This is a genomic window from Streptomyces sp. NBC_00252 (genome assembly GCF_036187565.1).
GTDB lineage: Bacteria > Actinomycetota > Actinomycetes > Streptomycetales > Streptomycetaceae > Streptomyces.
Genome location: NZ_CP108087.1, coordinates 3,488,785 through 3,512,746, shown reverse-complemented (window position 1 = coordinate 3,512,746; position 23,962 = coordinate 3,488,785). Strand labels below are relative to the sequence as shown.

Here is a 23,962-nt window from a genome sequence, read left to right as displayed (position 1 = left end):
GATCCCGCTCCACCCGCCAGCCGTGCTGACGTGTCAGGACGGGCAATGGGGCGATCGCAGTCACGAATCTAAGGGCCAAATAACTCACTCGAACGCCCATAATTCCTGCGATATATGCAACTTCGCCTGTGATAGCTAATGCAAATCTTCACAACTCATCGGCTCGTCGGTCGCAAGATGCTCCGAGATGTCGCCCCAGGGGCAGCCAGTCCCGCCCGCGCCGGTTCACGCAACCCCGGGCCCGTCGATCCGTCGCGAAACCGGTACCTGTCGACCGTCGATGCCAGGCAGTGGACATTACTCATTCATGACTCAGATTTTGTTTCGGATACCGAATTATCGCCCATACGCTCACCTGTGCCGCCTCCCACGCGCACCGGCACGGCGTACCTGCGTGCCTTTGAAACACCGCAAGGACTCTCATGAACAACCGGCGCACACAGCAACTGCTGCAGTCCGTCGCCCCTCTGCTCGCCCAGGGCGAGCAGGTGGAACTCACCTCCCTTGCCAAGGTCGGCTCCGTCTCGGTCAAGCGCCGGGTGCTGACCACCGCGCTGGTCGGCGTCCTCACGGCCGGGACCGTCATCGCCACTGTTCAGCCGCGCCCGATGTATTGGGCGCTCACCGACCGCCGTCTGATGTTCTTCGACGCCAAGACCACGACCGGCCGCCCCGGCAAGCTGCTCATCAGCCTGCCACGCGAGCTGATGTCCGCCGCTCCGATGAAGAAGGCGCTGCTGGGGCTGGGCCTGCAAACCGTGCTCACCGTTCAGGGGCAGGAACAGGACCTGAAGCTGACGTTCCCGCCCGCCGGCAAGGCCGCGGGCCGGGATCTGGCCTCGCGCATCGCTGCGACGGCCTGACCTCTGATAGCTACCGCCTTCAATACGTTCACCCATGTGAGCCATTCCACATAGGAATTCCATAGACGAGGGACGGCCTTCCCCGTCAGCCACAGGTCTCACGCACGCAGCCACCCCGCCCGACCCGCACCTCACACGCGGAGGCATCCCGACAGCGCTGCGGCGCCGCAGCACGCCTGCCCTATTGAGGTCTTCACATGAAGCTTCGCCGTGCCATGGTCACCGCGGCCGCGACGGCAGTCATAGCCCCGCTCGCCCTCCTTTCGGCTCCGGCCGCCTGCGCGGACGACGGAACGACTCCGACCGCATCGACGAGCAGCCCCGCGGCCGACGAGTCCAGCAGTCCGGCCGCCAACAAAAGCTCCCCCGCAGCCGACGAGTCCAGCCCCACCGCCGGCCAAAGCTCCCCGGCAACCGACCAGTCCAGCCCCGCCGCTGGTGAGAAAGCTCCTCCGCGAACTCCGGATCGCCCACGCCGTCCGCAGCCCCGTCGAAGCCCAGCGACTGGACCCCGGACCAGTGCGACGAGTTCAACCTGGACCAGAACCTCAAGGTTACGGTGAACGGCCTGCCGAGCAAGATCGTCGCCGGTTCCGGCTGGCACGACTTCACCTTCTCGGTGCAGAACAACTCGGACACCGACCTGAAGAACGTCTGGGTCGACACGTTCACCGAGTACGCCGACAACGTGAACGTCAACGACTCCCTCGCCTACGAGCTCGCCCAGCTCCAGTACAAGGACCCGCAGACCGGCAAGTGGACCGACTCGTACCAGGACAACGACGGCGATACGACCGTCCCGGGCACCTTCGTCGGCGTCATCGACGCCATCGACAAGGGCGCCAAGGTCGACATGGACCTGCGCGTCCGGGTCAGCTCCAAGGCCCCCGCCGGTACCTCGTTCGCCATGAGCCGCGCGATCTACGCCGGTAAGGGCACGTCCTGCAACGGCAACGGCGACACGTACGAGTTCACGGTCCTCGCATCTGGCAGTATCGCTCCGGGCGGCACCGGCGACGCCAAGCCCACCGGCGGCAAGCCGACCGCCAAGCCCAAGACCGACATGAAGCCGCAGGGCGGCTCCGAGCAACTCCCGGTCACCGGCTCCCTCGCGCATACCGGTTCCTCGTCCGCCCTGCATGTGATCGGCCTCGGCGGCGGCGCCGCCGTCGCCGTCGGCGCCGGTGCGATGTTCATGGTGCGGCGCCGCAAGAGTGCCGGCCAGAACGCCGCCGCGTAAGCACACTCAAGGCGCGGTTACCGCGTCCGAAGGGCCTGCATCCGGAACGTGCTGCAGGCCCTTCGGACGTGTCTGCAAGCGCAACACGAACATCCGCTGCTGTCCGCCGCCTCCGCCCTCCAAAACAGCCAATGCCGCCTTCGCCTTGGCGGAGAACCTGCTGCGTGACCGGCCCATGCTGTCCCTGACCGCCACCGTGCTCATCGCGGCTGACCTGTACGCACGGTGGACGGGGGCCGGACACCCACCACTATCGAGAACATCGAGGCACAGCTGGAAGCGCAAGAGCTCCAGAGTCAGCGACCACCGTCACGGACGACGAGGACCAGACAGGTGGCATGCTGCACGCAGTGCTGGCTGACCGAACCGAGGAGCATCCCGGCGAAGGCGCCATACCCGGGCCTGCCGACCACCAGCAGGTCGGCAGGCCCGGCTGCCTCGGTCAACACCGCCGCCGAACGCCCCTGCACCACCTGGGGATCGACGGGCACGCCCGGATGCTTTCCCAGGGTTTCCTCGACCGCGCACCGCAGGTTCTCGCCGACCTCCTTCTCGAAGCCGATGTCGGAGTAGTCCACAGGCATGCCCCAGGCGGGTGGCACCTGCTACGCGAGTCCAGGGCGCAGATGCGCGCCAACCAGTTCGGCCTGGTGGGCGGCCCAGCGCAGCGCGGCTCGAATCTGATCCGTCAACACCCACCACGATCAACGGCGGGGAGATGCGGCTGGTCACGGTTTCACCTGCGTGGTTCGTACGTCCCCTTCCCAGTTACATTCGCGCGAGCGTGATCGCAGGCCAAGGGGCCGTTCGGCCTTGATGAGCGGGCAAGTGGCGCAGCTGCACACGAACATCCGATACAACCCGGCTTTCACAGGTGAACGGCCCGACGTACCGCGGCGACCGGCCAAGTCCTTGCCGCCCTGCGGGGCGAACGAGCGTGGAGGGGGCGGGTGCCAGCAGGGATCACTTCGGTCACCGATATATTTGGTCGGCGACGACTCCGGGCAATCACCCGCTCGGAGTCCGCATCACCCTCGGCGACACAGGGACTGACCGCCACACAACCGTCGGCCCTCAGCCTCGGACAACCCTGGAGCCACGTCCGGATGACGACCAGCGCCAGCGCGATACGCACCACGGCACACCGCGACCACCTCCGCTGGCGGACCGAACTACCCCTACTCGCCGTCGTCTACGCCTTGTACTCCGGCGTGCGCCTGCTGATCCGGGGCGAGGTCGGCGACGCCGTGAGGAACGGAGTGGACATCCTACACTCCGAGCAACTGGTGCACCTGGACCCGGAGCACTGGCTCAACCGGCTCTTCGCCAACCACGCCCTCCTGGGCATACCCGCCGACTTCGCCTACGCATCACTGCACTACATCGTCACACCGGCCGTCCTCATCTGGCTGTGGCGCCGCCACCCGGCGCACTACCGGGCGGCCCGCACCTGGCTGATGATCTCCACCCTGATCGGCCTGGTCGGCTTCACCGTGCTGCCCACCGCCCCGCCCCGGCTGTTGCACGGCGGGTACGGCTTCATCGACACCATGGCGCAGTACAGCTCCTACGGTTGGTGGGGAGCCGACGCCAGCGCGCCACAGGGCCTGGGCCATCTCACCAACCAGTACGCGGCCATGCCGAGCCTGCACGTCGGCTGGTCGCTGTGGTGCGGCCTCGTGCTCTTCCGCCGGGGACGCCACTGGCTGATACGCACGCTGGGGATTGCCTACCCGGTGGTGACCACACTCGTGGTACTGGGCACGGCCAACCACTATCTGCTGGACACAGTCGCCGGCGTCATGGTGATGGGCATCGGCTTCGTGCTCGCCAAGCCAGTCCTTCGAACCGTCGAAGCACTGCCCGTCCATGGGCCCGCAGGCGAACGGGTCACCTCCGTCTCGGGGCGGGCTATGGAGGCACCGGCGGCCGGCAAGCCCCGGTCATGATTCGATCGCCCCACCGCCCTCACCTTGTGGTTCCGGCGCAATTGAGCAACCGCCAGGCGCGTCCAAACCGCCTTCAGCGCAATCGACTTCATGGGCCGCTGCAGCGCCTCGGCGTCGGCCTTGTCCGGCTGTTCTCCTCAGCGGGGGTGCTCACCGAGGATGCTGCGGGACTTGCGTTCCACAAGGATGGGCACGTAGGTCCGGATGGGCAGGGCTGTGAAGGCACGGCGGGCTTCGGCGACCGTGGCCTCGATCTCTTCGAGTGTATGGCTGCCGTGGCACCAGGCGTTGAGATGCTCCGTGACGCGCCGGATGGCAGCTTCTTCGTCCAGGTCGATCGATACGACTCCCCTGACGTTGGAGTTCTTCGTTTTCCTGGGAGGAAGGTCCGCGACAGCGCCATGGACATTCCGCGCATCTGGCCACCGGGCGGATCTGGTGGCGCCGCCGCGAAACGCGAGATGGGACGATAGCGAAACACTTCGGAGTCCCACATAACTTTGGGGTAGAGCTATCTGCACACGTCCCAGCTGTTCTGTGGGCCACCGCCGTGGTGGCCGGGGTCCCGTCGCGGTGGGCTCAGCCTGGCCGAGCCCCCGGACCGCAGCCGGAGACGACACTGAAAACGCCATGACGAGGTCCGTGAGGGGTTCGCGAGAGTGATCCGGAACACCGGCGAGTGGGTGTGGGACGCCTGGGTGACCAGTCTGGACGTCCTGGTTTCCGCATTCGCGGTGACGGGCGCGGTGGTGTTGCAGGCGCGCTGGCTGGCCGCCGTCGCCGGAATCTGGGCGGTACTGGCGCTGCGTCAGGGCTGGCTGGCCGTGAGGGCGTTCCGCCGTAGAGTGGGGTAGGCCGGGCGGCCGGTGAGGAGCCGCTGGATCAGGAAGCCGGTCGCGAGGGTGGCTGCGCCGGCTGCCGCGTCGGTGACGAAGTGGTTGGCGGTGGCCAGGATGACGGTGAAGGTCGCCAGCGGGTAGCAGAGGCCCAGCGAGCCAGCCCTCGGGCGGGGGACGACCCGTCCGACGATACATCGGACACCGAAGCTCTTGGAATCGGTGCGTGCCGGGCCGGCTCGGCGTCCATCCCATGGACGACGGGCCCGCACCTGTGTGCGGCCCGGATACCGTTACCCCACGTCTGCGCAGCCCAGCTCCGAGGTCTCTCCGCCCCGTTCCGCCGGACAGGCTCCGGACGCACGCCTGCTCACCGAGGCCGTCACCCGGCTGCGCCGCGCGCTGAGGGCCTCGATCCGCACCGACTACCCGTGGGAGACCCTCCCCATGGCCCAGGTCGAACTGCTGCAAGTGCTCGGCGAACACTCCCCGGCCCGCGTCAGCGACCTCGCCTCCCGGCAGCGCCTGGCACCCAGCACCGTCAGCGGACTGATCGGACAGATGATTACCGCGGGGCTGGTCACACGCGACGTCGACGCCGCCGACCGCAGGGCCTCCGTCGTCGCTCTCACCGACGCCGGCTGCGAGAAGCTCGCCGCCTGGACCACCGCACACGAACGCCGCATGGATACCGCCCTCACCGCCCTCGACGACAGCGACCGCGCGGCTATCGCGGACGCGCTGCCCGCCCTCTTCTAACTCGCCGAACGCCTGGACGAACCGACAGACGGCACGGACCTGGGTTGAACCGTGCTGCAGATCAGACGCGCGGGTTTCCGCGCTGTTGCCACGATGCCGCATCCGGGCGGGACCGGCGCACTCACGCTGCCGTCGCGCCAGCCGTGTCCCGGCCGGTCCGGTCGCGCAGCGGCTGGGGCGTCGTCATATGTACGGCCCGTCGCCGACCACCTGTCCGACCTCCTCGCCGACGGCTGCGCTTTAGTGCATCCGCACGCCTGATCGACACCCCCAGGTCAGCCGGCTCGGCCCGGCATTCCTCGTGCACGGGGGCGGCCGGCAGCTCGACCGCCGCGGTAGCAACCGCCAGACCCGCCGCTGCCGAGGCGATCAACCGCCAGCCGCCGTGCGCTCCCCAGCCGAGCGCGGCGATCGCCCTGCTGCCGTGAGAGCGCCCACCATGACGGCCGCGCTGTCGGCCAGCCCGCTCCACCAGTGCCGTCTTCTCATGCCCAGCGCCCTTTCCCTCCCCGCGCAGAGGCCCCGGCCGGAGCGGGGCTCCCAACCCCAGCACGCATCGGCTACAAAATAGTTTGGTAGCCAATGTAATATCGGAACGCAAGGTCCTCTGCCGGAGCGAAGGACGGAGGCATCGTGGGTAATGACGATGGCGATACAGCCCCCATACCCACCCGGACCTGGTCGTCGCTGCTGATACGGGAGCGGCCCCGGCCCGAGGCGATACGCAGCCGGCCCGGAGCGTGGTGGCTGGCAGTGGTGACGGTGTGTTTCGGTGCGTTCATGGGGCAGCTGGACGCCAGCATCGTCACTCTCACCTACGGCAGCCTGCGCAGCGAGTTCCGGACTTCCCTCGCCGCGATCGAGTGGGTGTCGCTGGCGTATCTGCTCACACTGGTCGCCCTCCTGATACCGGTCGGACGGCTATCGGACGCGTACGGCCGCAAGCTGTTCTACCTCTACGGCTTCGTGGTTTTCACCGGCGCGTCGGCGGCCTGCGGCTTCGCTCCGTCCCTGGCCGCGCTCGTGGCCTTCCGGGTGGTGCAGGCGGTGGGCGCGGCGATGATGCAGGCCAACAGCGTCGCGCTGGTGACCACCAGTGCTCCCCGGGAGCGGATGCGGACCGCGCTGGGTGTGCAGGCGGCGGCGCAGGCGGTCGGTCTGGCGCTGGGGCCGACCGTGGGCGGGGCGCTGGTGTCGGCGCTGGGCTGGCGGTGGGTGTTCTGGATCAACGTGCCGGTGGGGGTCGTGGCGCTGGCGGCCGGGCACTATCTGCTCCCGCGTACCCGCAGCCGTAACCGGGTGGCTTCGTTCGACTGGCCGGGGCTGGTCCTGCTGGCGGTGGCGACCACGAGCCTGTTGCTGGGTGTCTCGGCGGCGTCCGGGCTCGCGGTGCCGCCCTGGGCGGTCGTCGGCCTCTTTGTGCTCGCGGTGGCGGCGGCCTGGGCCTTCGTGCGCCGTCAGCGACGTGCGGCCGTTCCCCTGCTGGACCTGGGGCTGTTGCGGGTGCGGGCGGTGTCGTCAGGGCTGGCGGCGGCGCTGTGCGGGTACCTGGTGCTGTTCGGGCCGCTGGTGCTGGTGCCGCAGATCGTGGTGCGGACCGGGGGTTCGGAGCTGCTGGCAGGGGTAGTGCTGACCGCTCTGCCGGGCGGCTTCGCGCTCGCGGCCACAGGCGCGGAGCGCGTCCTGCCCCGCGCCGTCGGCGACCGGGCGCGCTGCCTGCTCGGGGTGGCGGTGTGCACGGGCACACTGGCCGCGATGCTCGTGCTTCCCGTCACGCCGCTGTGGCTGGCGGCGCAACTGGCCGTCCTCGGGATCGGGTTGGGGCTGTTCACCCCGGCCAACAACACCCTGGTGATGAGCGCCATACCGGCGAACTGTTCAGGCACCGGCGGCGGCCTGGTCAACATGACCCGCGGCGTGGGCACCGCCCTCGGCGTCGCCCTGATCACCCTCCAACTCCACCTGACCCACGGCCAAGGTGTCCGCGAACGTTGGGTCCAGTCCATCGCCATCCTGCTGGCCGCTGCGCTTGTTGCCACCGCGACGGCGTGGCTGTCCCCGGCCGACCGCCCCCGCACGCAGGCGATGTCACCGAAGTGACAGCATGGGAAAGGGCGTGAACCCGTGGGCAGGGGAAGAAGAGCCGGCCGAGGCGAGGAGAGCGGGTTCAGGGGCGGCTGAATGCGGCCATCGTGTTTCGGTAGATGGAGCGGAAGGGGCCGGTCAGCCGGGCCAGCAGCGACGCGCCCAGTGCGACGGCCAGGGCCTGGTCGAGCAGGGCCTGCGTGGTCGCCAGGAAGGTCAGCAGTATCACTGCGGCGGGTACGCGGCCCGACCGCAGGACGCTGCGGATGTCCCGGGTGCGCGGCGAGGAGCTTGCAGCTGATGAAGGCGACCAGGGCCCCGATGACGGGAAGCGGGAAGCGGGAAGCGGGAAGCGGGAAGCGGGCGGCGAGCGGCCGAGGCACGCGTGATGCCCGTCTGCTCACCGAGGCCGTCACCCGGCTGCGCCAGCCCTGCGCGCCTCGATAAGGACCGACTATCCGTGGGAAACCCTCCCCATGGCCCAGGTCGAACTGCTCCAGGCCCACGCGGAGCACGCCCCGGCGCGCGTCAGCGACCTCGCCACGGTCCGGCCCCTGGCCCAGTCCACCGTCAGCGGCTGGATCGGCCAGACGATCACTGCCGGGCTCGTCACCCGTGAGGTCCACCCCACCGACCGCAGCGCTTCGGCGGTTGCCGTCACCGAGGTGGGCCGCGCCCAGCTGGCAGCCTGGACCCGAGCCCACGAAGACCGGTTGGACGCCACACTCGGCAGACTCGACGAAACGAAACGGACCGCACCGCCGTCAGGACCGCGCTGCCCGCCCTTTTCCGTCTCACCGAACGCCCCGGCACCACGACCTGACCATCGGCGCCGACACCCTCGACGTCATCGAGGGCGCAACGAAGCAGCCGGCACATCCGCAGGGGTACGACCACGGCACACCTCTGCTGCGGCCGGGCAGGACTCGCTTTGCGGACCGTCGATGCTCACCATGTCCAGCCGTGACCGCCGCTGTTGTGGCACAGGGCGAGGACGGCGGTCGTCGCGGTGAGGTACGGGGTGAGGCGGCCTGGGCGGGACAGGGCCGCCAGTGCGCACGTCAGAGCCGTGTACCAGGGCATCGACCACGGTGCCGTGAGGACCCAGGCGAAGGCGAGCACGAACGGCACGGTGACGGCGGCGGGGGCGTCCGGCGGGACGCGGCGGCGAAGTGCCCATGCGAGCGCGAGCATCAGGACGGGCCACAGGACGCTGACGATCGCGGCGGTGGCACGGCGGCCCAGCAAGGCGGTGCCGAAGTGGTCGAACACCGCCCACAGCGAAGGCGTGGACACCAGATGCGAGGCCGCGGAGAGCGGGGCGAGGGCGTGCGGGCCGTAGACGTCGTAGAGGGCCGCGAGCACCAGCGCGGCCGTGAGTGCCTGTCGGACAGCCGAACGCCACTTGCCCGAGCGCAGCAGCGGCCAGGTCAGTCCGACGCCGAGCAGCGCGGCGCTGATTTTGACTCCGCAGGCCAGGCCGATCAGCCCTCCGACGGCCAGGTCGTGGTGCCACCTTGTGGCTCTGCGGGTGAGCTGGACCGTGCAGACGGCCAGGCAGGCGACGAGGGTGTCCAGATGCCCGCCCGCGACGAGCACACCGATCAGGAGCGGGTTGGCGATCCACAGCAGTCCGGCGCGAACCGGGTCCTCGGCAGTGCGTATCAGCAGGTGGCCGGTCGCCACGAACACGGCCGCGTTCGCGAGCATCAGCGCCCATATCGTCAGCCACGGCCGCTCACCGCCGACGGACGCCGCGCCGGCCTGCCACCACGTCGCCACCGGCCCGTACACCGACGGGGTGTTGCGCCATGCTTCGCCCACCAGATGGGCGTAGGCGCCTCCCAAGTGGGCGGGGGCCGTCACATAGGGGTCCCCGCCGAGGGCAGCAATCCGGCCGTACGCGGCGTAGCTGGCCGTATCGGAGGAACCGACCGGGGTGAGGTTCGCGACGACGAGGGCGGCGAGCACGCCGGCCCGGAACAGGAGGCGCGCGTCCGGGCTCCAGCCCCGCCTGTGGGCGTGGAGCATGCCGAGTGTGCCGAGACAGGACAGCACGATGGCCGCGGAGGTGACCGCCTCGGAGAGCATGCCGGGCATGGCGGGCAGCCGGAACCACGGGATGGGGGCCCTGAGGGTGTTGTGGTTGGGTGCGCTTGCTCCGACCAACGCGAACAAGGCGATGCCTGCCGCCGACATCCCTACGGCTGCGGATGGGCGGCGCCACGCGCTGCCGATCAGGGCCGACCAGGATGCTGTGCGGATCCAGCGGGCCGGATACCCGGCCCAATCGCTGCTGTTGGTCGTCAAGGTCGCTCCCTGGCCGCTCGTTGCTCGCTGCTTTAGCTCGCGGCGAGGACGGCGGTGACGACCTTGCCCGCGAACTTGTAGCCCTCACCGCTGGCAGGCACCACCGCTGCCGCCGCCACATCGCCGCGGTAGGCGATGAACCAGCTGTTGGGCTTTTGCCGTCCGTCCACCTCCGCCGTACCGGTCTTCGCGCCGACATCACCGCTCAGGCCGCCGATGACCGGCGCCGCCGTGCCCTGGCGTGCGGTCAGTTTCATGAGGTCGCGCAGGGCAGCGTCGACCGAGGCGCTCATCCGCCGCGGCGCCCGGGCGATCTGCCGCTTGTCGACGGAGGCCGGCACGAGCACCGGCTGGTGGAACTCGCCCGCTTTGGCGGTGGCGGCCACTGATGCCATGTCGAGCGGGTTGACGAGGATCGTGCCCTGTCCGATGTACGTCATGGCCTTGGAAGCGCCGCCGGTCGGCGGCACGCTGCCGTCGAAGCTGGCCACGCCGGTGTTCCAGGTGAGGCCCAGCCCGAACACGTCGTGCGCCTGGTTCTCCACGGCGCCGTCGGGCAGCACCTTCGCCGTCGACATGAAGGCGGTGTTGCAGGACGCCTCGAAGTCCATGGCGAGATTGGCGTGGTCGATCTTCATCTTGTTCACGTTGTGGAAGGTGAGGCCGCCGTAGGAGAAGTACTGGGGGCAGTCCAGCGGCGTGCTGGGAGTGAACTTGCCGCTGTCCAGCAGGGTCGAGGCGGTGATCACCTTGAAGGTGGAGCCCGGCGCGTACGTGCCCTGGATCGCCTTGTTGAAGCCCTTGGCCGGTGTCATGGCGACGGCCAGCACGTCGCCGGTGCTGGGCTGGATGGCAACCACCGAGGCGTCCGGGCCCTGGGTCTTGACGGCCTTCTCCGCCTCGGCCTGCAGGTTCGCGTCGATCGTGGTGGGCAGCGGCTTGCCCGGCCTGCCCTGCGAGAGCACCCTGAGCACCGGCCCCGCGCTGCCGTCGGCGTTCTTGACGCGGATCTCGGTACCGGGTGTGCCCTGCATTTTGGCCCCGTACCGGGTCTGCAGCTGGCTGAGGATCCCGGTCAGCGACGGGTAGCGGGCGGCGGTCAGTTCGTTGCCGTCGCGGTCCACGGCCTTGACCGGCGGGGCACCGGTCGGTATGACCGCGACCGACTGGCCCGGTGCCAGCTTGGGGTAGAGCACCGATGGTGCCCACTTGACCACGGCGTCGCCGCTGCTGCCGCGCACCACGGTCAGCGAGGAGTCGTAGGCCCACGTCGACTTCTGCCCGGCATAATCCAGTTGCGTCCGTACGGAAAAAGGGACCTGGAAGCCGGTCGGCTGCTTGCCGCCAAGTGTCAATGCGGTGACGTGCAAACCGCTCTTGAAGGAGGCGAGTTGCGCGCCCGCCTGCTTGACGTTGTCGGTGAGTACTGCCGCCTTCGCCGTGTCCCCGGACTGCCAGGCGGTCAGGAACGCCTGGGCCGTGACGCGCACTTCGTGCGGCGAGGGAGGGCTCGTGTTCACCGGCTGCGCCGCGCCCGCGCGCGCCGACGTCGTGTCATGGCCTGCCGGGCCCTGCTGTTCCACGGCATAGGCAAGGGTCACCCCCAAGACAGCCACCGACACCGCACCACCCACAACTGCGATCTTCACCGCTTTCCGCACGCGCCCTCCCCCGGCCACCGACTGGTCGACACGACACTACATCGGGGACCGAACCTTTCGGATACCGTGGTAACGTGATCATCGTCTTGGTGGTGCCCGACAGAGGGCACGGCGGCGGTCCCGGACCCAGTCGAGTTCGACGGTGAAGGCCGGCGTCACCACGAGCTGGCAGTCGTGCCGCCCAGGTCAGCTGGGCGGCACCAGGTGGTTTGTGCCGGCCGGGGCCAGGGTCGCCGACTTTCGAGGGGCCGCGTCCTGGCGGATCCAGACTTTGATCGTGCCCGTGGGCTTGCTCCGACGCCAGGCATATACCAGGGCGTACGGGGCTGGGGGCATCGCGAAACCGTGAGGACCACTGGGAAGCATTTTCACACTTCAGCGCCACCTCCTCGACATCTGTGCAGCTCACAGAAGTGCCCGAATCTGTTGTGGGCGAACTCACCTGCCAGGCACTGGCGAACCGCGCCGCACTGTCACAAGCCGCCGGAAACATCGTCCCCTCGGCTTGCGCCACGCCCGGACCTGTGCGCCGTGGGGCTTTGGCCAGAGGCGGTTGCCGACGCATCCCGAGCACGACTTACTCTTACAACTTGTAGTAATCGCCGGGAGCGTCAGTGGGCCCCAGGCCAGGCCCTTTGTGCATCACGGCGGGGCGGGTCGGTTTCGCAGCGGCGGGCGGGCGTGTGCCTGGCTGAGGAGTGGCGAGTATGAGTGAACACCGGCGCCGATCGTCGGGGAGGACCGGGCCGTCCGGCTCGGAGGGTGTGCCGTACGGCGGCCGTGCCGAGGCGCGCAGGGCTGCCCGGGCCGGGGGTAGGCGGGGCCGCCGCGCTGCGGACACGCGTCCTGCAGGTGCCGGGCACTCTGGCCGGGCGGCCACACGGCGTGCGAATTCGGCACGTTCCAGCCGGGCCCGCCTCATCGATTACCCGCGGGCGGACAAGCTGGGCCTGCGGCGGTGGCTGCCCTCGTGGAAGCAGCTGCTCGGCACCTTCCTGGTGTTCTCCGGCGGCCTGCTGGGCCTGTTCGGTTACGCCTACGCCACCACGACCATCCCGAGCGCGAATCCCAGCACCCAGCAGCAGAGCAACACCTACTACTGGTCCGACGGCTCGGTGATGGCCACCCAGGGGCAGACCAACCGGCAGAACGTCGACCTCGCCCAGGTCCCGAAGCTGGCGCAGTGGGACTTCCTCGCCGCGGAGAACGCCACCTTCTACACCGACCCCGGCGTCGACACGCAGGGCATGCTCCGTGCCGTCTACCACATGGCCACGGGCGGGGAGGTGCAGTCCGGGTCGACGATCACCCAGCAGTTCGTGAAGAACACCTACCTCAGCCAGAACCAGTCGGTCACTCGCAAGCTGAGGGAGATCATGATCTCCCTGAAGATCGGCAGCCAGCTGTCCAAGCAGCAGATCCTGCAGGGCTATCTCAACAGCTGCTACTACGGGCGGGACGCCTACGGCATCGAAGCCGCGGCCCGCGCTTACTATCACGAGCACGCCTCCCAGCTGACCGTCAGCCAGGGCGCGTTCATCGCCGCCACGGTCAACGAGCCGAGCCTGCTGATGCACGCCGACACCGACCCGCAGGCCAAGACCCAGGCCAAGGCGCGCTGGACGTACGTCCTGGAGCGCATGGCCAAGATCCACAAGATCACCGACGCCCAGGAACAGCAGTACCTGGCCGCAGGGTTCCCCACGCCCAAGCCGTACACGGCGTCGGCGGGGATGTCGGGGCAGACCGGCTATCTGGTGGACGCCGCGAAGAAGTACGTCGAGGCCCACTCGTCGATCACCGAGCAGCAGCTCGGCCGCGGGGGCTATCAGATCTACACCACCTTCGACAAGAAGAAGGTGAACGCGCTGGCGGCGTCCGTGGCGGCGATGGAGAAGAAGCACCTCGATCCCAAGCACCGCTCGGCCGACAAGAACGTCCAGGTCGGCGCGGCGTCGATCGACCCGTCGAGCGGCGCGGTCGTGGCCCTGTACGGCGGAGCGGGCTGGAACAAGGGCCACTGGACCGACAACGCCGACGCCACTGGTGTGCCGGTCGGCTCGACCTTCAAGCCCGTCGACCTGGCCGCCGCCCTCGACCACGGAGCCGTGCTCTCCCCGGGCCAGCCGGCCTCACCGATCACGCCCGGCTCCAAGTTCAACGGTGACGACGGCATCACCATCAAGAACCAGCAGGGCCAACAGATGCCGGACCCGGGCGACCCCACGGGAGTCCTCCACCAGCGCAACGACGTCCCCACGAAATGGGGTTACATCACGCTGCGCAAGGCCATGGAGCAGTCGGTCAACACCCCCTACGTCCAGCTCGGCGAGTACGTCGGCTACGACAACGTGGAGAACGAGGCCCTCAAGGCGGGCCTGCTGCGCAAGAGCCTGCAGTACGACACCCCCGGCTTCTACATCGGCACCTCCACCCCCTCGGCGATCCGCATGGCCGACGCCTACGCCACCTTCGACGCCGGCGGCGTCCAGCACGAGCCCTACTCGGTGACCAAGGTCATCGCCGACGGTCAGCCGTTCCCCGGCTTCGACAAGCCCAAGGGCACCACGGCCATGCCCGCCTCGACCGCCGACACCGTCACCGACGTCCTGCAGGACGTCGTCAAGCACGGAACGGGCACCAACGCCCAGGCGCTGGGCCGCCCGGCGGCCGGCAAGACCGGCACCACCGACGACTACAAGTCCGCCTGGTTCATCGGCTACACCCCGCAACTGGTCACGTCCGTCGCCATGTTCAAGGAGGATCCGAAGAACGCCGGCCTGCAGTCGATGCAGGGCGTAGGCGGCTTCTCCAAGGTCTTCGGCGCCGACATGCCCACCGAGGTGTGGACCGGCTACATGACCCCCGCCCTCCAGGGACAGCCCGTCCAGCAGTTCCCGCCCGTACCCCAACTGGGCCAGAGCACCGACGAATACGGCGCCCCCTCGCCCGCTCCCACTCCCTCTCCCGCCGCGAGCACCCCGACAGCACCGGTCACACCGAGCCCCTCCGCCGGGACGTGCCACGCGAAGAAGGACTGCCCGAGCCCGACGCCCACGGACACCTCGGGCACCATCACCGGCGGCACCGGCGACGGCGGGCTGCTCGGTGGCACCACCGGCGGCGCCACCCAAAGCACCTCACCCACCCCCACGCCCACGCCTACTCCCAGCTTTAGCGGCCCCGGTCGGCATCCGTAAGGCGGTCCGACAGGGACCGTCCGGCACGACATGCCCGGCAGCCGTCAGCGGGCGGAGCCTGTCTGTCGTTCAACGCGGCCTGTCGGCGATCCCACGTCAGCGCGGTAAGCAGGAACTGTGGCGACCGGGCTGGCGCAGCTGTACCGACAACACCTACGTCAGCCTGCCGGACCGCGCGGGCAGCAAGTCGAGGAAGTCGTGCCGGTGGACCAGGAATCCGCGCGCGGTCAGTCGGTCGGCCGGAGAGCTCGGGCCCCGGCGGTGCCGTGCGCAGAATGAGGCCACGCCCCATCGCGGCGGGCATCACCAGCTGAAGCTCCTACATGATGTAGAAATTGAGGGAGCGGCGGCCGGAGCCCATCGGGACCTTGAGCCATTCACCCCGCTGCACGAGCCACCACCGGGACCAAGGCATACAGGGCCAGAGCGAACGCATACGCAGCACAATCGAACTGGCGGCGCCCTCTGGCCGAACACCGGCTACGACCATCGCCGACGCAGAACACCGCCGTGGCCGCCGATGCCTCGCAGTTCCCCACCGTGCCGGCGGGCGTCGCCGCGGGGAGCGGCCGACGTGAGTTGCTCGGCGCGGTCCGTCCGGACCGCGCCGCGCGAAGCCGCTATGAAACCGCTCACATAGGTAGGGTGACTGCTACTCGCGGCTACCGTGGAACGGCAGGAGGGGCGTCATGGCAGGTGAACCGGCCTTCTTTGAGCTCGGTGTTCAGGACCCCGAGCGAGCCCGTACCTTCTATGGAGCGCTGTTCGGCTGGACCTTTCAGCCGGCGCCGTCGGGTGTCGGCCTCACGATCAGCACCCGCGGAGTGCCGGGCGGAGTGCACGGTGCGGACGCCGGCGCCTCCCCGTATCTCTTCTTCTGCGTGGACGATCTGGATGCGGCCGTGCACCAGGTCCTCGAACTGGGCGGCACCGTCGACGGCTACCCGTTCTGGGAGGAAGAGGAGCCGGCGTCCGTGACTGCCCGGGGATGGTTCCGGCTGTGCCGGGACGACCAGGGTTCGGCCTTCGGCCTGTACCAGCCCCAGGACGCCTGAGCTCCGTGGAAGCCTCAGCGTGGACATCCGGTGGGGCGGCCGCTCTGGCGCCACGCGGGTGACCGTATCCGAGGACAGCCGCGCCGGTGGGGGCGCGGTGTGGAAGGACTCAGCGGATCGGTGGCCGTGCCCGTGTACGTACCAGAGATTTGTCGAGTTCCAGTGGGTGTTGGGCCTCGACGCCATGATGATGATCAACCTGCGCTACAGGGCCGAATGAGCAAACCGACGTACGCCGTCGCTTGGCACCGCCCGTTGGATGTGCCCGCCCTCCCAGGGATCGGACATCGAGGTTCATTCGTGACCGCCCCCTTGTGGCGCGGGAAGAATTACCGACATGAGAAGACGGCAGTGGTGGACCTGGCTGGGGGACGGCGTGCTGGTCTTGGTGGGGGCTCTGGCGGCAGCCGGACTGATCGTCGGTCTCGGCTGGGGCGAGCACGGGGGCTGGTGGCTGGTCGCCTTCGCGGCTGTGGGTCTGGTGGCGGCCGGAGTGGTGTGCGAACTGCCAGCCGCGCCGGTACGCGGGGAAGGCGGGGCCATCTCGGCCGATGTGCCGCGTGCACATCGTCACGCCCGCCACCCTGGTCTGGCTGTGGCGCCGCCACCCCGTGCACTACCGCAGGGCCCGTACCTGGCTGACGATCTCCACCTTGATCGGCCTGGTCGGCTTCACCGTGCTGCCCACCGCTCCGCCGAGACTGCTGAGCGGCGGGCACGGCTTCATCGACACCATGGCGCTGCACAGCTCCTTCGGCTGGTGGGGCAGCGATGCGAGCGCACCGCGCGGCATGGGCCATCTCGCCAACCAGTACGCGGCCATGCCCAGCCTGCACGTCGGCTGGTCGCTGTGGTGCGGAATCCTCCTCTTCCGCTACGGGCGGCACTGGCCATTGCGCACCCTCGGCGCGATCTACCCGATCGCGCCCCCCCTGATCGTGCTGGGCACCGCCAACCACTATCTGATGGACGCGGTCGTCGGGATCCTGGTGATGGGCCTCGGCTTCGCCCTCACCTGGCCCGCACTGCGGGCCGTCGACGTGCTGTCCGTCCGACTCGGGCGCGCCGGAAGGCCGGGGCAGGCATCCCCCGCCTCAACAGCCGGGGCTGTTCGCTGACATGCATGGCGTTGTTCCGCTCGCACCATCGGCGATGCGTTGCATGAGCATCCGCACCCTGCGCAGCCAGAGATGGAACCCGTGACGGGCCGGCGAGCATGCAGGCGAAGGAGCGGATGTGCCCGGCGAGGGCCTGCGCCTCTGGGCATGCGGCGAGCGCGGCCTTCAGCTGGAGCATCAGGACGAGTAAGGAGGGAGCCGGAGACCGCCGTAACAGACACTCGCGCTACTCTGGCTTCTGGCCGTGGTCTGTGATCGCGGCGCGGCGGTGGGGCTCGCCGTACCCGAACCGCGGCACCGGTGCCGCCAACAGTCCCTACTTGCGATGGTGTGTGCCCGCGTACGTGTGGGCCCCGGCGAGTAGGAGACATGCGTTCATGACAGCCCCGAAGTCCCAGGCGGTGGACGAGCCCACGGATCCCGACGTCGATCTTCACGTGCCCGCCCAGCGGCAGCAGTCCTGGCGGGCACAGGGACCGATCGTGGCGGTGGTCGCGCTCGGCGGAGCCATCGGGGCTTGCGCGCGATACGGGGCCTCGCTCCTGTGGCCGGTCTCGGCCGGGGCGTTCCCGTGGACCACCCTGTGCGTCAACGCCGTGGGCTGTGCGGTGATCGGCGTCTTCATGGTGGTGATCACGGATGTGTGGGCGGCGCACCGGCTGGTGCGGCCGTTTTTCGGCACCGGTGTGCTGGGCGGCTTCACGACCTTCTCGACGTACGCCGTCGACATCCAAAAACTCGTGGACGGTGGCCATGCCCGCACGGGTCTGGCCTATCTCGCGGTGACACTGCTGGCGGCACTCGCCGCCGTTTGGCTCGCGGTGACGGCAACGCGCCGCGTTCTGGCTTGGAGGCAGGGATGACGAGGCTGACGGGCAGAGCCCTGCGGGTGACGGTCTTCATCGGGGAGAACGACACCTGGCACCACAAGCCGCTGTACTCCGAGATCGTGCACCGCGCGCACCGGGCCGGTCTGGCGGGCGCCTCTGTCTTCCGGGGCATCGAGGGCTTCGGTGCGTCGTCGCTGATCCACACCTCGCGGCTGCTGTCGCTGAGCGAGGACCTGCCGGTGGCGATCGTGATCGTGGACACCGAGGACCTGGTGCGGGCCTTTCTGCCGCAGCTGGACGAACTCGTCACAGAGGGACTGGTGATCCTCGACGACTGCGAGGTCATCCGGTACGTGGGCAGGGGGAGCGACGCGTGAACTGGCTGCTGGTGATCGTCGGCGGCGCGATAGGCGCCCCGCTGCGCTACCTGACCGACCGGACGGTGCAGAAGCGGCACGACACGGTCTTCCCGTGGGGCACCTTCACGGTGAACGTCGTGGGCTGCTTCGTGCTCGGCCTGCTGAGCGGGGCGGTCGTGGCCGGTGCCGCCTCCTCGCAGCTGCAGCTGTTGCTGGGCACCGGGCTGTGCGGGGCGCTGACGACGTACTCGACGTTCTCGTACGAGACGCTGCGGCTGGCCGAGGACGGGGCGCGGTTCTTCGCCGCAGCCAACGTGATCGCGAGCGTGGTCGCCGGACTGGGCGCGGTGTTCGTCGGGGTCGCGTTCGCGGAGGCGCTGTGGGTGTGACCAAGGGGGCCGCCGAGCGGTCGGCCGTGATGGGGCCCTGGCGGTTCGTGGTGTGGTTCGGCACGGTCAGCCTGCTGGCGGACTTCGTGTACGAGGGCGCCCGCTCGATCACCGGCCCGCTGCTGGCCTCGCTCGGTGCGTCGGCGCTGGTGGTGGGCGTGGTGACGGGCGCCGGTGAGGCGGCGGCGCTGGGGCTGCGGCTGGTCTCCGGCCCGCTGGCGGACCGTACCCGCCGCTTCTGGGGTCTGGCGATCGCCGGATACGCACTGACGGTGGTCTCCGTACCCCTGCTCGGTGTCGTAGGCGTGCTCTGGGCGGCGTGCGTGCTGGTGATCGCGGAGCGGGTGGGCAAGGCGGTGCGATCGCCAGCGAAGGACACGATGTTGTCGCACGCCACCGCCTCGACCGGCCGTGGGCGCGGGTTTGCCGTGCACGAGGCGATGGACCAGGTCGGGGCGTTGGTCGGGCCGCTCGTCGTGGCCGGAATGCTGGCGATCACGGGCGGTGACTACGGGCCTGCGCTCGGCGTGCTCGCCCTCCCGGGCGTCGCGGTCCTGGGGGTGTTGCTGTGGCTGCGGGCGCGGGTGCCCGACCCCGAGGCGTACGAGCGGGAGATGGCCCCTTCCACGGACGAGCCCGCACCGGAGGGCCGTCTGCCGGCCGCGTACTGGACGTACGCGGCCTTCACCGCCGCCACCACGACCGGGTTCACGACTTTCGGCGTCCTGTCGTACCACCTGGTCGAGCGGCATCTGATGGCCGCGGCCTGGGTGCCGGTGCTGTATGCCGCCGCGATGGCTGTCGACGCCGTCGCCGCGCTCGCCACCGGCTGGCTGTACGACCGCCTCGGCGCGCGGGTGTTGATGGCGCTGCCGCCCTTGACCGCCGCCGTCGTGCTGCTGGCGTTCACCAACACGGTCGCGATCGCGGTGGCCGGGTCCCTGGTGTGGGGCGCGGCCATGGGCATCCAGGAGTCCACCCTGCGCGCCACGGTCGCGGATCTGGTGCCCAGCGGTCGGCGGGCGACCGCCTACGGCCTGTTCGCCGGTGTCGTCGGCGCGGCGAGTCTGGCCGGTGGCGCACTGACCGGCGGCCTGTACGGCTACTCGATCCCCGTGCTGATCACGGTCGTGGTCGCCATCCAGGTCCTTGCTCTGGTGCTGCTGGCCGTCACGCCGGCTACCCGGCGCTGATCCCAGAAACGCCTTGAGTTGGGGGCGCGCCACCCGTGGGGCGGCGCGCCCCCAACCGTGCCCTTTGCCGGAACCGGGCGCGCGGGTGATCGCCCGGCGGGACCCGCGTCAAAGGGCTGGAGGCTGGAACCGCGGGAGCCCGCCATGGGGCGCGGCCCAGCCCGTCCAGGGAGTGTCGGAGACACATGCGGTGGTAGACCGGCGGCAGCAGGGGTGGGGGCATGCCGACAGCCGAGTGCGGGGAGCGAGGTCCTGTGCTGCGATTCCACCTGCGCACCTCCGGGAAGGCATGCGTTCCTGACCAGGTCAGGAACCATCAGCCCGGGCAGGCGGTTCGGACCAGAGCGGTCCCGGCGGGATCCATCGCCACAAGCGAGTGAACAACTCCGCGGAGCGGTGGTCAAGGTGGCGGGCTTCCTGAACCACCGCTCGATGCCACGGCTTTACCCCCGTTGCTCGTCAGCGGTTCAGCCCGTACGGCAGGGCGGGCTCGGCCGCGGCGATCTCGATGAGCCGGTTGTATTTGGCGACGCGTTCACCGCGGGCCGGTGCGCCGGACTTGAGCTGGCCGCTGCCGGTGCCGACGACGAGGTCGGCGATGAAGGAGTCCTCCGTCTCGCCGGAGCGGTGGGAGACCATCTGCGTGTAGTCGGCCTCGCGGCAGATCCGCATCGCCTCCAGGGTCTCGGTGACCGTGCCGATCTGGTTGACCTTGATCAGGGCGGAGTTGCCGATCTTCTTGCTGATCGCCTCGGTGATGATGGCCGGGTTGGTGACGAAGATGTCGTCGCCCATCAACTGCACGCGGTCGCCGAGGCGTTCGGTCAGTCGGACCCAGCCGTCCCAGTCGTCCTCGGCCAGCCCGTCCTCGATCGACCAGACCGGGAAGCGGTCGGTGATCGCCTCGTAGCGGTCGATGAGCTGGTCGGTGCTCAGCGCGTCGCCCGCGACCCGGTAGAGCCCGTCGGCCGCGCTGCGGAACTCGCTGGCGGCCGGGTCCAGGGCGATGGCGATGCCGTCGCGGCCGGGGGCGTATCCGGCGTCGGTGATGGCCTCGACGAGGAGCTGCAGAACGTCCTCGGGGCGGTCGATGGCGGGGGCGAAGCCGCCCTCGTCGCCCAGCCCGGTGGCGTGCCCTTCGGCGGAGAGACGGGCCTTGAGCTTCGCGTAGACCTCGGCCCCGGCGCGGACCGCCTCCGGCAGGCTCGGTGCGCCGAGCGGGGCGAGCATGAACTCCTGGAAGTCGAGACTGTTGGCGGCGTGGGCGCCGCCGTTGACGACGTTGAAGTGCGGGACCGGCAGGCGGGGGGTGGTGCCGGCGATCTGGGCGAGGTGCTGCCACAACTCCCGTCCGGTGAGGGCGGCTTCGGCGCGGGTGGCGGCGAGGGAGACCCCGATGATGGCGTTGGCGCCGAGCCGGGACTTGGTGTCCGTGCTGTCCAGTTCGATCAGCGCGCGGTCGATGTCGGCGGCGGAGGCGAAGGTCCGGCCGGTGAGGGCCTGGGCGATCTCGCCGTTGACGTGGCCGACGGCCGTCAGCACGCCCTGCCCGTTGTAGCGGGTCTTGTCGCCGTCTCGGAGTTCGACGGCCTCGCGGGTGCCGGTGGAGGCACCGGAGGGGACCCCGGCGCGCACACGGGTGCCGTCTGCGGTGGTGAGGGTGACGGCGAGGGTGGGGCGGGCGCGGGAGTCGAGGATCTCCACGGCGTGCAGGTGAGCGATGTGCAGGGACATGCTGGGTTCCTCCGTCGTCCGGTCGGAGCAGGTGGCGGTTGGCTTTCGTGGGCTGCCGGTTCAAGCCTGGCCTTCGGCGACGACGGCCGCTGCGGCCACTCGGGCACTTTCGGGGTCCAGATAGCCCCCTCCGCGTACGACGGGTCGCAGCTCGCGGTCGAAGTCGTAGCGCAGCGGTGCCCCGGTGGGGATGTTCAGGTCTTCGACCTCCTGCTCGGTGAGCCGGTCCAGGACCGCGATCAGGGCGCGCAGCGCATTGCCGTGGGCGACCACCAGCACACGGCGCCCGGTGTACAGCTGCCCGGCGAGGACGTCCGCCCAGTACGGGGCGACCCGGGCGATCATGTCGGCCAGGCTCTCCACGGCCGGCAGTCCGCCGCCGCGCAGGGCGGCGTAGCGGGGATCCGCGCGCAGACAGGCGAGTGCGTCGCCGTCCAGCGGACCGGGAGTGGCGGTGAGCGAGCGGCGCCACGCCTGGTATAGCCCAGGCCCGGCCTCGCGGCGGACCTCGCGTTTGACGCGGCCGGTGAGCGCCCCGTACTGGCGCTCGTTGAGCCGCCAGGTGCGGTGGACCGGGATCCAGGAGCGGTCCATCTCCTCCAGCAGGATGTCCGCGGTGCGGATCGAGCGCCGCAGCACCGAGGTGTGTACGACATCGGGCACCAGCCCGTCCTCGGCCAGAAGCTGCGCCGCGGCGGCGGCCTGCTTCTCCCCGTGGGCCGTCAGCGGGACGTCGCCCCAGCCGGTGAAGCGGCCCTGAGCGTTGGCGGTGCTCTGTCCGTGCCGCAGCAGCACCAGCGTGCCCGGCACGCTCACGAGGACTTCCCGGCCGAGGCGTCCGCGGCCCGCCTGCGGGACGCCTCGATCTCCGCATACGCCTGCTCCCGTCCCTCCCAGTGAGAACCCTCCACCGACTTGCCGGGCTCCAGATCCTTGTAGACCTCGAAAAAGTGGGTGAACTCCAACTGGTCGAAGTGGGAGACATCGCCGATGTCCTGCACGCCTGCCCAGCGCGGGTCGTGGGCGGGCACGCACAGCACCTTCTCGTCCGGGCCGTGTTCGTCCTTCATCACGAACATGCCGACGGCCCGGCACTCGATGAGGCAGCCGGGAAACGTCGGCTCCCCGACCAGGATCAGGGCATCCAGCGGGTCCCCGTCACCGCCGAGGGTGTGCTCGATGTAGCCGTAGTCGGCCGGGTACCTGGTCGAGGTGAACAGCAGCCGGTCCAGCCGGATGCGGTGCAGTGCGTGGTCCATCTCGTACTTGTTGCGGGATCCCTGGGGGATCTCCACGATGACGTCGAACTCCACGACTGCCTCCTTGCCTCATAGGTGTCCTGCACTCGGGGGTCGCCTTGGTCAACCCGGCTTGGTGCGGCCTCTGTTCGCCCTGCCGGCGCGGCAGTACGGTCGCAACGGCGCGCACGAGGAGGTGGGCGATGCCTGATGCTGGCGGCGCCGTCCGTGTGACCATCCACCTCGACGGGGCGGTGCTGTGGCACCACCGGCCCGCCTACGCCGAACTCGTGCACCGGGCCCATCGCGAGGGCCTGGCCGGAGCGAGCGTCTTTCACGGCTTCACCGGCTTCGGCGCCCAGCGGCGTCTCTACCGCGAACGCCCTGCCCACCTGGCCGCCAAGGGCCCGTGCGCGGTCGTGCTCGTCGACGAGGAGGACCGGCTGCGGTGCTTCCTGCTCAGCGTGCAGGACGTGCTGGAGCACACCGAGGCGGTGGCAGTGCTCGACCGGGTCCGCGTCCAATGGACCGGGGCGCGGGCGGCGGGCTAGATCGCTTGTCCTCATGTCGTTCACTCCTCCGCCTTGAGGGTGTCGCGCAGCCGCCGTAGATCGTCCGCCGGCCGGCCCAGGCCGTTCAGCTGCAGCCGGGCCGCCTCGGTGCGGGCGTCTGGGTGCACGGTGAAGGCCAGGTTCACCGACTGGTGCACCATCCACTGGACGTAGTCCAGCAGCCGCCCCGCGTACGCCCGCGCCTGCACGAGGTCGGGGTCGGTGAGCGGCAGCTTCCGCAACCGGGCCCGCAGGTGGAGGAAGGCCGAGCTCGCGTCGCAGCAGTCCCGGGCGACCTGTCCGCAGACGGGACCCGGCTCCCCGCAGGAGGCCACCGCCACATCGGCTCGCTGCTGGGCGGTGACCGCCTCGTCCAGCACCGCGAGCAGCGCCCGCACCTGGGCCGGGCGTGGCAGAGGGAGCGGGGCGGGAGGAGGACGCAGTCGTGTCACGAGGCGAGCTGCACGGTGCCGCAAGGCGGTGCTGCTGCCGGGCGAGGATACGGGCATGGTTCCTCCTGGTCAGCACGGCTGGACCAGGGACCGTCAGCGGACGCCTCCGCGGTTGCGGTGAGCCCCATCACCGGCACTCC

23 protein-coding genes, 1 pseudogene and 1 riboswitch are annotated in these 23,962 nt (G+C 69.8%); of the genes and pseudogenes, 14 read left to right on the top strand and 10 right to left on the bottom strand.

Going from position 1 to position 23,962, the window contains the following annotated elements; genetic code table 11:
• The first annotated feature begins 422 nt into the window (after positions 1 to 422).
• Positions 423 to 863, top strand: a complete 441-nt coding sequence (locus OHT77_RS14990) for a hypothetical protein (RefSeq protein WP_328828903.1) — start codon at positions 423 to 425, stop codon at positions 861 to 863.
• A gap of 559 nt (positions 864 to 1,422) precedes the next feature.
• Positions 1,423 to 2,103 (top strand): hypothetical protein, encoded by a 681-nt coding sequence (locus tag OHT77_RS14985; protein WP_328828902.1) that lies wholly within the window; start codon positions 1,423 to 1,425, stop codon positions 2,101 to 2,103.
• A gap of 296 nt (positions 2,104 to 2,399) precedes the next feature.
• On the opposite strand, the gene OHT77_RS14980 is transcribed toward OHT77_RS14985, so the two are convergent.
• The gene (locus OHT77_RS14980; RefSeq protein WP_328828901.1) at positions 2,400 to 2,687 is read right to left on the bottom strand and encodes a universal stress protein; all 288 of its coding nucleotides are present in this window, start codon (positions 2,685 to 2,687) and stop codon (positions 2,400 to 2,402) included.
• Positions 2,688 to 3,209: 522 nt separating this feature from the next.
• On the opposite strand from OHT77_RS14980, the gene OHT77_RS14975 reads away from it, so the two are divergent.
• Positions 3,210 to 4,052 (top strand): phosphatase PAP2 family protein, encoded by an 843-nt coding sequence (locus tag OHT77_RS14975; protein ID WP_328828899.1) that lies wholly within the window; start codon positions 3,210 to 3,212, stop codon positions 4,050 to 4,052.
• Positions 4,053 to 4,189: 137 nt separating this feature from the next.
• Here OHT77_RS14975 and OHT77_RS45010 read toward each other — a convergent pair whose 3' ends face one another.
• Positions 4,190 to 4,684, bottom strand: a complete 495-nt coding sequence (locus OHT77_RS45010) for a three-helix bundle dimerization domain-containing protein (RefSeq protein ID WP_443048021.1) — start codon at positions 4,682 to 4,684, stop codon at positions 4,190 to 4,192.
• Positions 4,685 to 4,711: 27 nt separating this feature from the next.
• Between OHT77_RS45010 and OHT77_RS14970 the strand changes: the two genes are divergently transcribed.
• Complete coding sequence (locus OHT77_RS14970; RefSeq protein ID WP_328828897.1) at positions 4,712 to 4,906, top strand: hypothetical protein; 195 nt, start codon at positions 4,712 to 4,714, stop codon at positions 4,904 to 4,906.
• On the opposite strand, the gene OHT77_RS14965 is transcribed toward OHT77_RS14970, so the two are convergent.
• A complete protein-coding gene (locus tag OHT77_RS14965; protein WP_328828896.1) occupies positions 4,861 to 5,160 on the bottom strand; it encodes a phosphatase PAP2 family protein in 300 nt (99 codons plus the stop codon). The two genes, OHT77_RS14970 and OHT77_RS14965, sit on opposite strands and share 46 nt — an antisense overlap.
• Positions 5,161 to 5,164: 4 nt before the next feature.
• Between OHT77_RS14965 and OHT77_RS14960 the strand changes: the two genes are divergently transcribed.
• Together OHT77_RS14960 and OHT77_RS14955 are read left to right on the top strand one after the other, a co-directional pair.
• Positions 5,165 to 5,647, top strand: coding sequence for a MarR family winged helix-turn-helix transcriptional regulator (locus OHT77_RS14960; protein WP_328828895.1), 483 nt, complete (start codon positions 5,165 to 5,167; stop codon positions 5,645 to 5,647).
• A gap of 687 nt (positions 5,648 to 6,334) precedes the next feature.
• Entirely contained in the window at positions 6,335 to 7,747 is a 1,413-nt protein-coding gene (locus OHT77_RS14955) for an MFS transporter (protein WP_328834242.1), read from the top strand.
• Between the two features lie 67 nt (positions 7,748 to 7,814).
• On the opposite strand, the gene OHT77_RS14950 is transcribed toward OHT77_RS14955, so the two are convergent.
• The 3 genes from OHT77_RS14950 to OHT77_RS14940 form a co-directional block, all read right to left on the bottom strand.
• Entirely contained in the window at positions 7,815 to 7,961 is a 147-nt protein-coding gene (locus tag OHT77_RS14950; RefSeq protein ID WP_328828894.1) for a hypothetical protein, read from the bottom strand.
• Positions 7,962 to 8,680: 719 nt separating this feature from the next.
• Positions 8,681 to 10,042 carry a hypothetical protein gene (locus OHT77_RS14945; RefSeq protein WP_328828892.1) on the bottom strand — a complete coding sequence of 454 codons (1,362 nt, stop codon included), beginning with the start codon at positions 10,040 to 10,042 and terminating at the stop codon, positions 8,681 to 8,683.
• A gap of 32 nt (positions 10,043 to 10,074) precedes the next feature.
• Positions 10,075 to 11,658 carry a penicillin-binding transpeptidase domain-containing protein gene (locus tag OHT77_RS14940; RefSeq protein ID WP_328828889.1) on the bottom strand — a complete coding sequence of 528 codons (1,584 nt, stop codon included), beginning with the start codon at positions 11,656 to 11,658 and terminating at the stop codon, positions 10,075 to 10,077.
• Positions 11,659 to 12,410: 752 nt separating this feature from the next.
• Between OHT77_RS14940 and OHT77_RS14935 the strand changes: the two genes are divergently transcribed.
• From OHT77_RS14935 to OHT77_RS14905, 7 genes and pseudogenes are all read left to right on the top strand, one after another.
• Entirely contained in the window at positions 12,411 to 14,903 is a 2,493-nt protein-coding gene (locus tag OHT77_RS14935; RefSeq protein WP_328828887.1) for a transglycosylase domain-containing protein, read from the top strand.
• A 689-nt stretch (positions 14,904 to 15,592) separates the two neighbouring features.
• Positions 15,593 to 15,958, top strand: a complete 366-nt coding sequence (locus tag OHT77_RS14930; RefSeq protein WP_328828886.1) for a VOC family protein — start codon at positions 15,593 to 15,595, stop codon at positions 15,956 to 15,958.
• Positions 15,959 to 16,521: 563 nt separating this feature from the next.
• Positions 16,522 to 17,076 (top strand): annotated as a pseudogene (locus OHT77_RS14925) (phosphatase PAP2 family protein); the annotation flags it as partial.
• A gap of 377 nt (positions 17,077 to 17,453) precedes the next feature.
• On the top strand, positions 17,454 to 17,939 hold the full coding sequence (gene crcB / locus OHT77_RS14920; RefSeq protein WP_328828885.1) for a fluoride efflux transporter CrcB: 486 nt from the start codon (positions 17,454 to 17,456) through the stop codon (positions 17,937 to 17,939).
• Positions 17,936 to 18,283, top strand: a complete 348-nt coding sequence (locus tag OHT77_RS14915; RefSeq protein WP_328828884.1) for a DUF190 domain-containing protein — start codon at positions 17,936 to 17,938, stop codon at positions 18,281 to 18,283. Before crcB (OHT77_RS14920) ends, OHT77_RS14915 begins: the two co-directional genes overlap by 4 nt.
• A complete protein-coding gene (gene crcB, locus OHT77_RS14910; protein WP_328828883.1) occupies positions 18,280 to 18,654 on the top strand; it encodes a fluoride efflux transporter CrcB in 375 nt (124 codons plus the stop codon). The genes OHT77_RS14915 and crcB (OHT77_RS14910) overlap by 4 nt, the downstream gene beginning before the upstream one ends.
• Complete coding sequence (locus tag OHT77_RS14905) at positions 18,651 to 19,847, top strand: MFS transporter (protein ID WP_328828881.1); 1,197 nt, start codon at positions 18,651 to 18,653, stop codon at positions 19,845 to 19,847. Before crcB (OHT77_RS14910) ends, OHT77_RS14905 begins: the two co-directional genes overlap by 4 nt.
• A gap of 300 nt (positions 19,848 to 20,147) precedes the next feature.
• Positions 20,148 to 20,224: riboswitch (Fluoride riboswitch) on the bottom strand.
• Between the two features lie 82 nt (positions 20,225 to 20,306).
• On the opposite strand, the gene eno is transcribed toward OHT77_RS14905, so the two are convergent.
• The 3 genes from eno to OHT77_RS14890 are packed head-to-tail and all read right to left on the bottom strand — an operon-like array spanning position 20,307 to position 22,894.
• Positions 20,307 to 21,581: a phosphopyruvate hydratase gene (eno, locus tag OHT77_RS14900; RefSeq protein WP_328828880.1), complete on the bottom strand. Its 1,275-nt coding sequence runs from the start codon at positions 21,579 to 21,581 to the stop codon at positions 20,307 to 20,309.
• A gap of 60 nt (positions 21,582 to 21,641) precedes the next feature.
• The gene (locus OHT77_RS14895; RefSeq protein ID WP_328828879.1) at positions 21,642 to 22,397 is read right to left on the bottom strand and encodes a 2,3-bisphosphoglycerate-dependent phosphoglycerate mutase; all 756 of its coding nucleotides are present in this window, start codon (positions 22,395 to 22,397) and stop codon (positions 21,642 to 21,644) included.
• A complete protein-coding gene (locus OHT77_RS14890) occupies positions 22,394 to 22,894 on the bottom strand; it encodes an inorganic diphosphatase (protein WP_328828877.1) in 501 nt (166 codons plus the stop codon). Before OHT77_RS14890 ends, OHT77_RS14895 begins: the two co-directional genes overlap by 4 nt.
• Positions 22,895 to 23,022: 128 nt before the next feature.
• On the opposite strand from OHT77_RS14890, the gene OHT77_RS14885 reads away from it, so the two are divergent.
• Positions 23,023 to 23,370: a DUF190 domain-containing protein gene (locus OHT77_RS14885; protein WP_328828875.1), complete on the top strand. Its 348-nt coding sequence runs from the start codon at positions 23,023 to 23,025 to the stop codon at positions 23,368 to 23,370.
• A 20-nt stretch (positions 23,371 to 23,390) separates the two neighbouring features.
• Here OHT77_RS14885 and OHT77_RS14880 read toward each other — a convergent pair whose 3' ends face one another.
• On the bottom strand, positions 23,391 to 23,822 hold the full coding sequence (locus tag OHT77_RS14880) for a hypothetical protein (RefSeq protein WP_328828874.1): 432 nt from the start codon (positions 23,820 to 23,822) through the stop codon (positions 23,391 to 23,393).
• Positions 23,823 to 23,962 lie beyond the last annotated feature (140 nt).

Coding starts and splice junctions, on each gene's coding strand:
- OHT77_RS14980 (WP_328828901.1), bottom strand. CDS start 2,687: ATGCCTGTGGACTACTCCGACATCGGCTTCGAGAAGGAGGTCGGCGAG.
- OHT77_RS14915 (WP_328828884.1), top strand. CDS start 17,936: ATGACGAGGCTGACGGGCAGAGCCCTGCGGGTGACGGTCTTCATCGGG.
- OHT77_RS14990 (WP_328828903.1), top strand. CDS start 423: ATGAACAACCGGCGCACACAGCAACTGCTGCAGTCCGTCGCCCCTCTG.
- crcB (WP_328828885.1), top strand. CDS start 17,454: ATGACAGCCCCGAAGTCCCAGGCGGTGGACGAGCCCACGGATCCCGAC.
- OHT77_RS14930 (WP_328828886.1), top strand. CDS start 15,593: ATGGCAGGTGAACCGGCCTTCTTTGAGCTCGGTGTTCAGGACCCCGAG.
- OHT77_RS14885 (WP_328828875.1), top strand. CDS start 23,023: ATGCCTGATGCTGGCGGCGCCGTCCGTGTGACCATCCACCTCGACGGG.
- OHT77_RS14975 (WP_328828899.1), top strand. CDS start 3,210: ATGACGACCAGCGCCAGCGCGATACGCACCACGGCACACCGCGACCAC.
- OHT77_RS14935 (WP_328828887.1), top strand. CDS start 12,411: ATGAGTGAACACCGGCGCCGATCGTCGGGGAGGACCGGGCCGTCCGGC.
- eno (WP_328828880.1), bottom strand. CDS start 21,581: ATGTCCCTGCACATCGCTCACCTGCACGCCGTGGAGATCCTCGACTCC.
- OHT77_RS45010 (WP_443048021.1), bottom strand. CDS start 4,684: ATGGCGTTTTCAGTGTCGTCTCCGGCTGCGGTCCGGGGGCTCGGCCAG.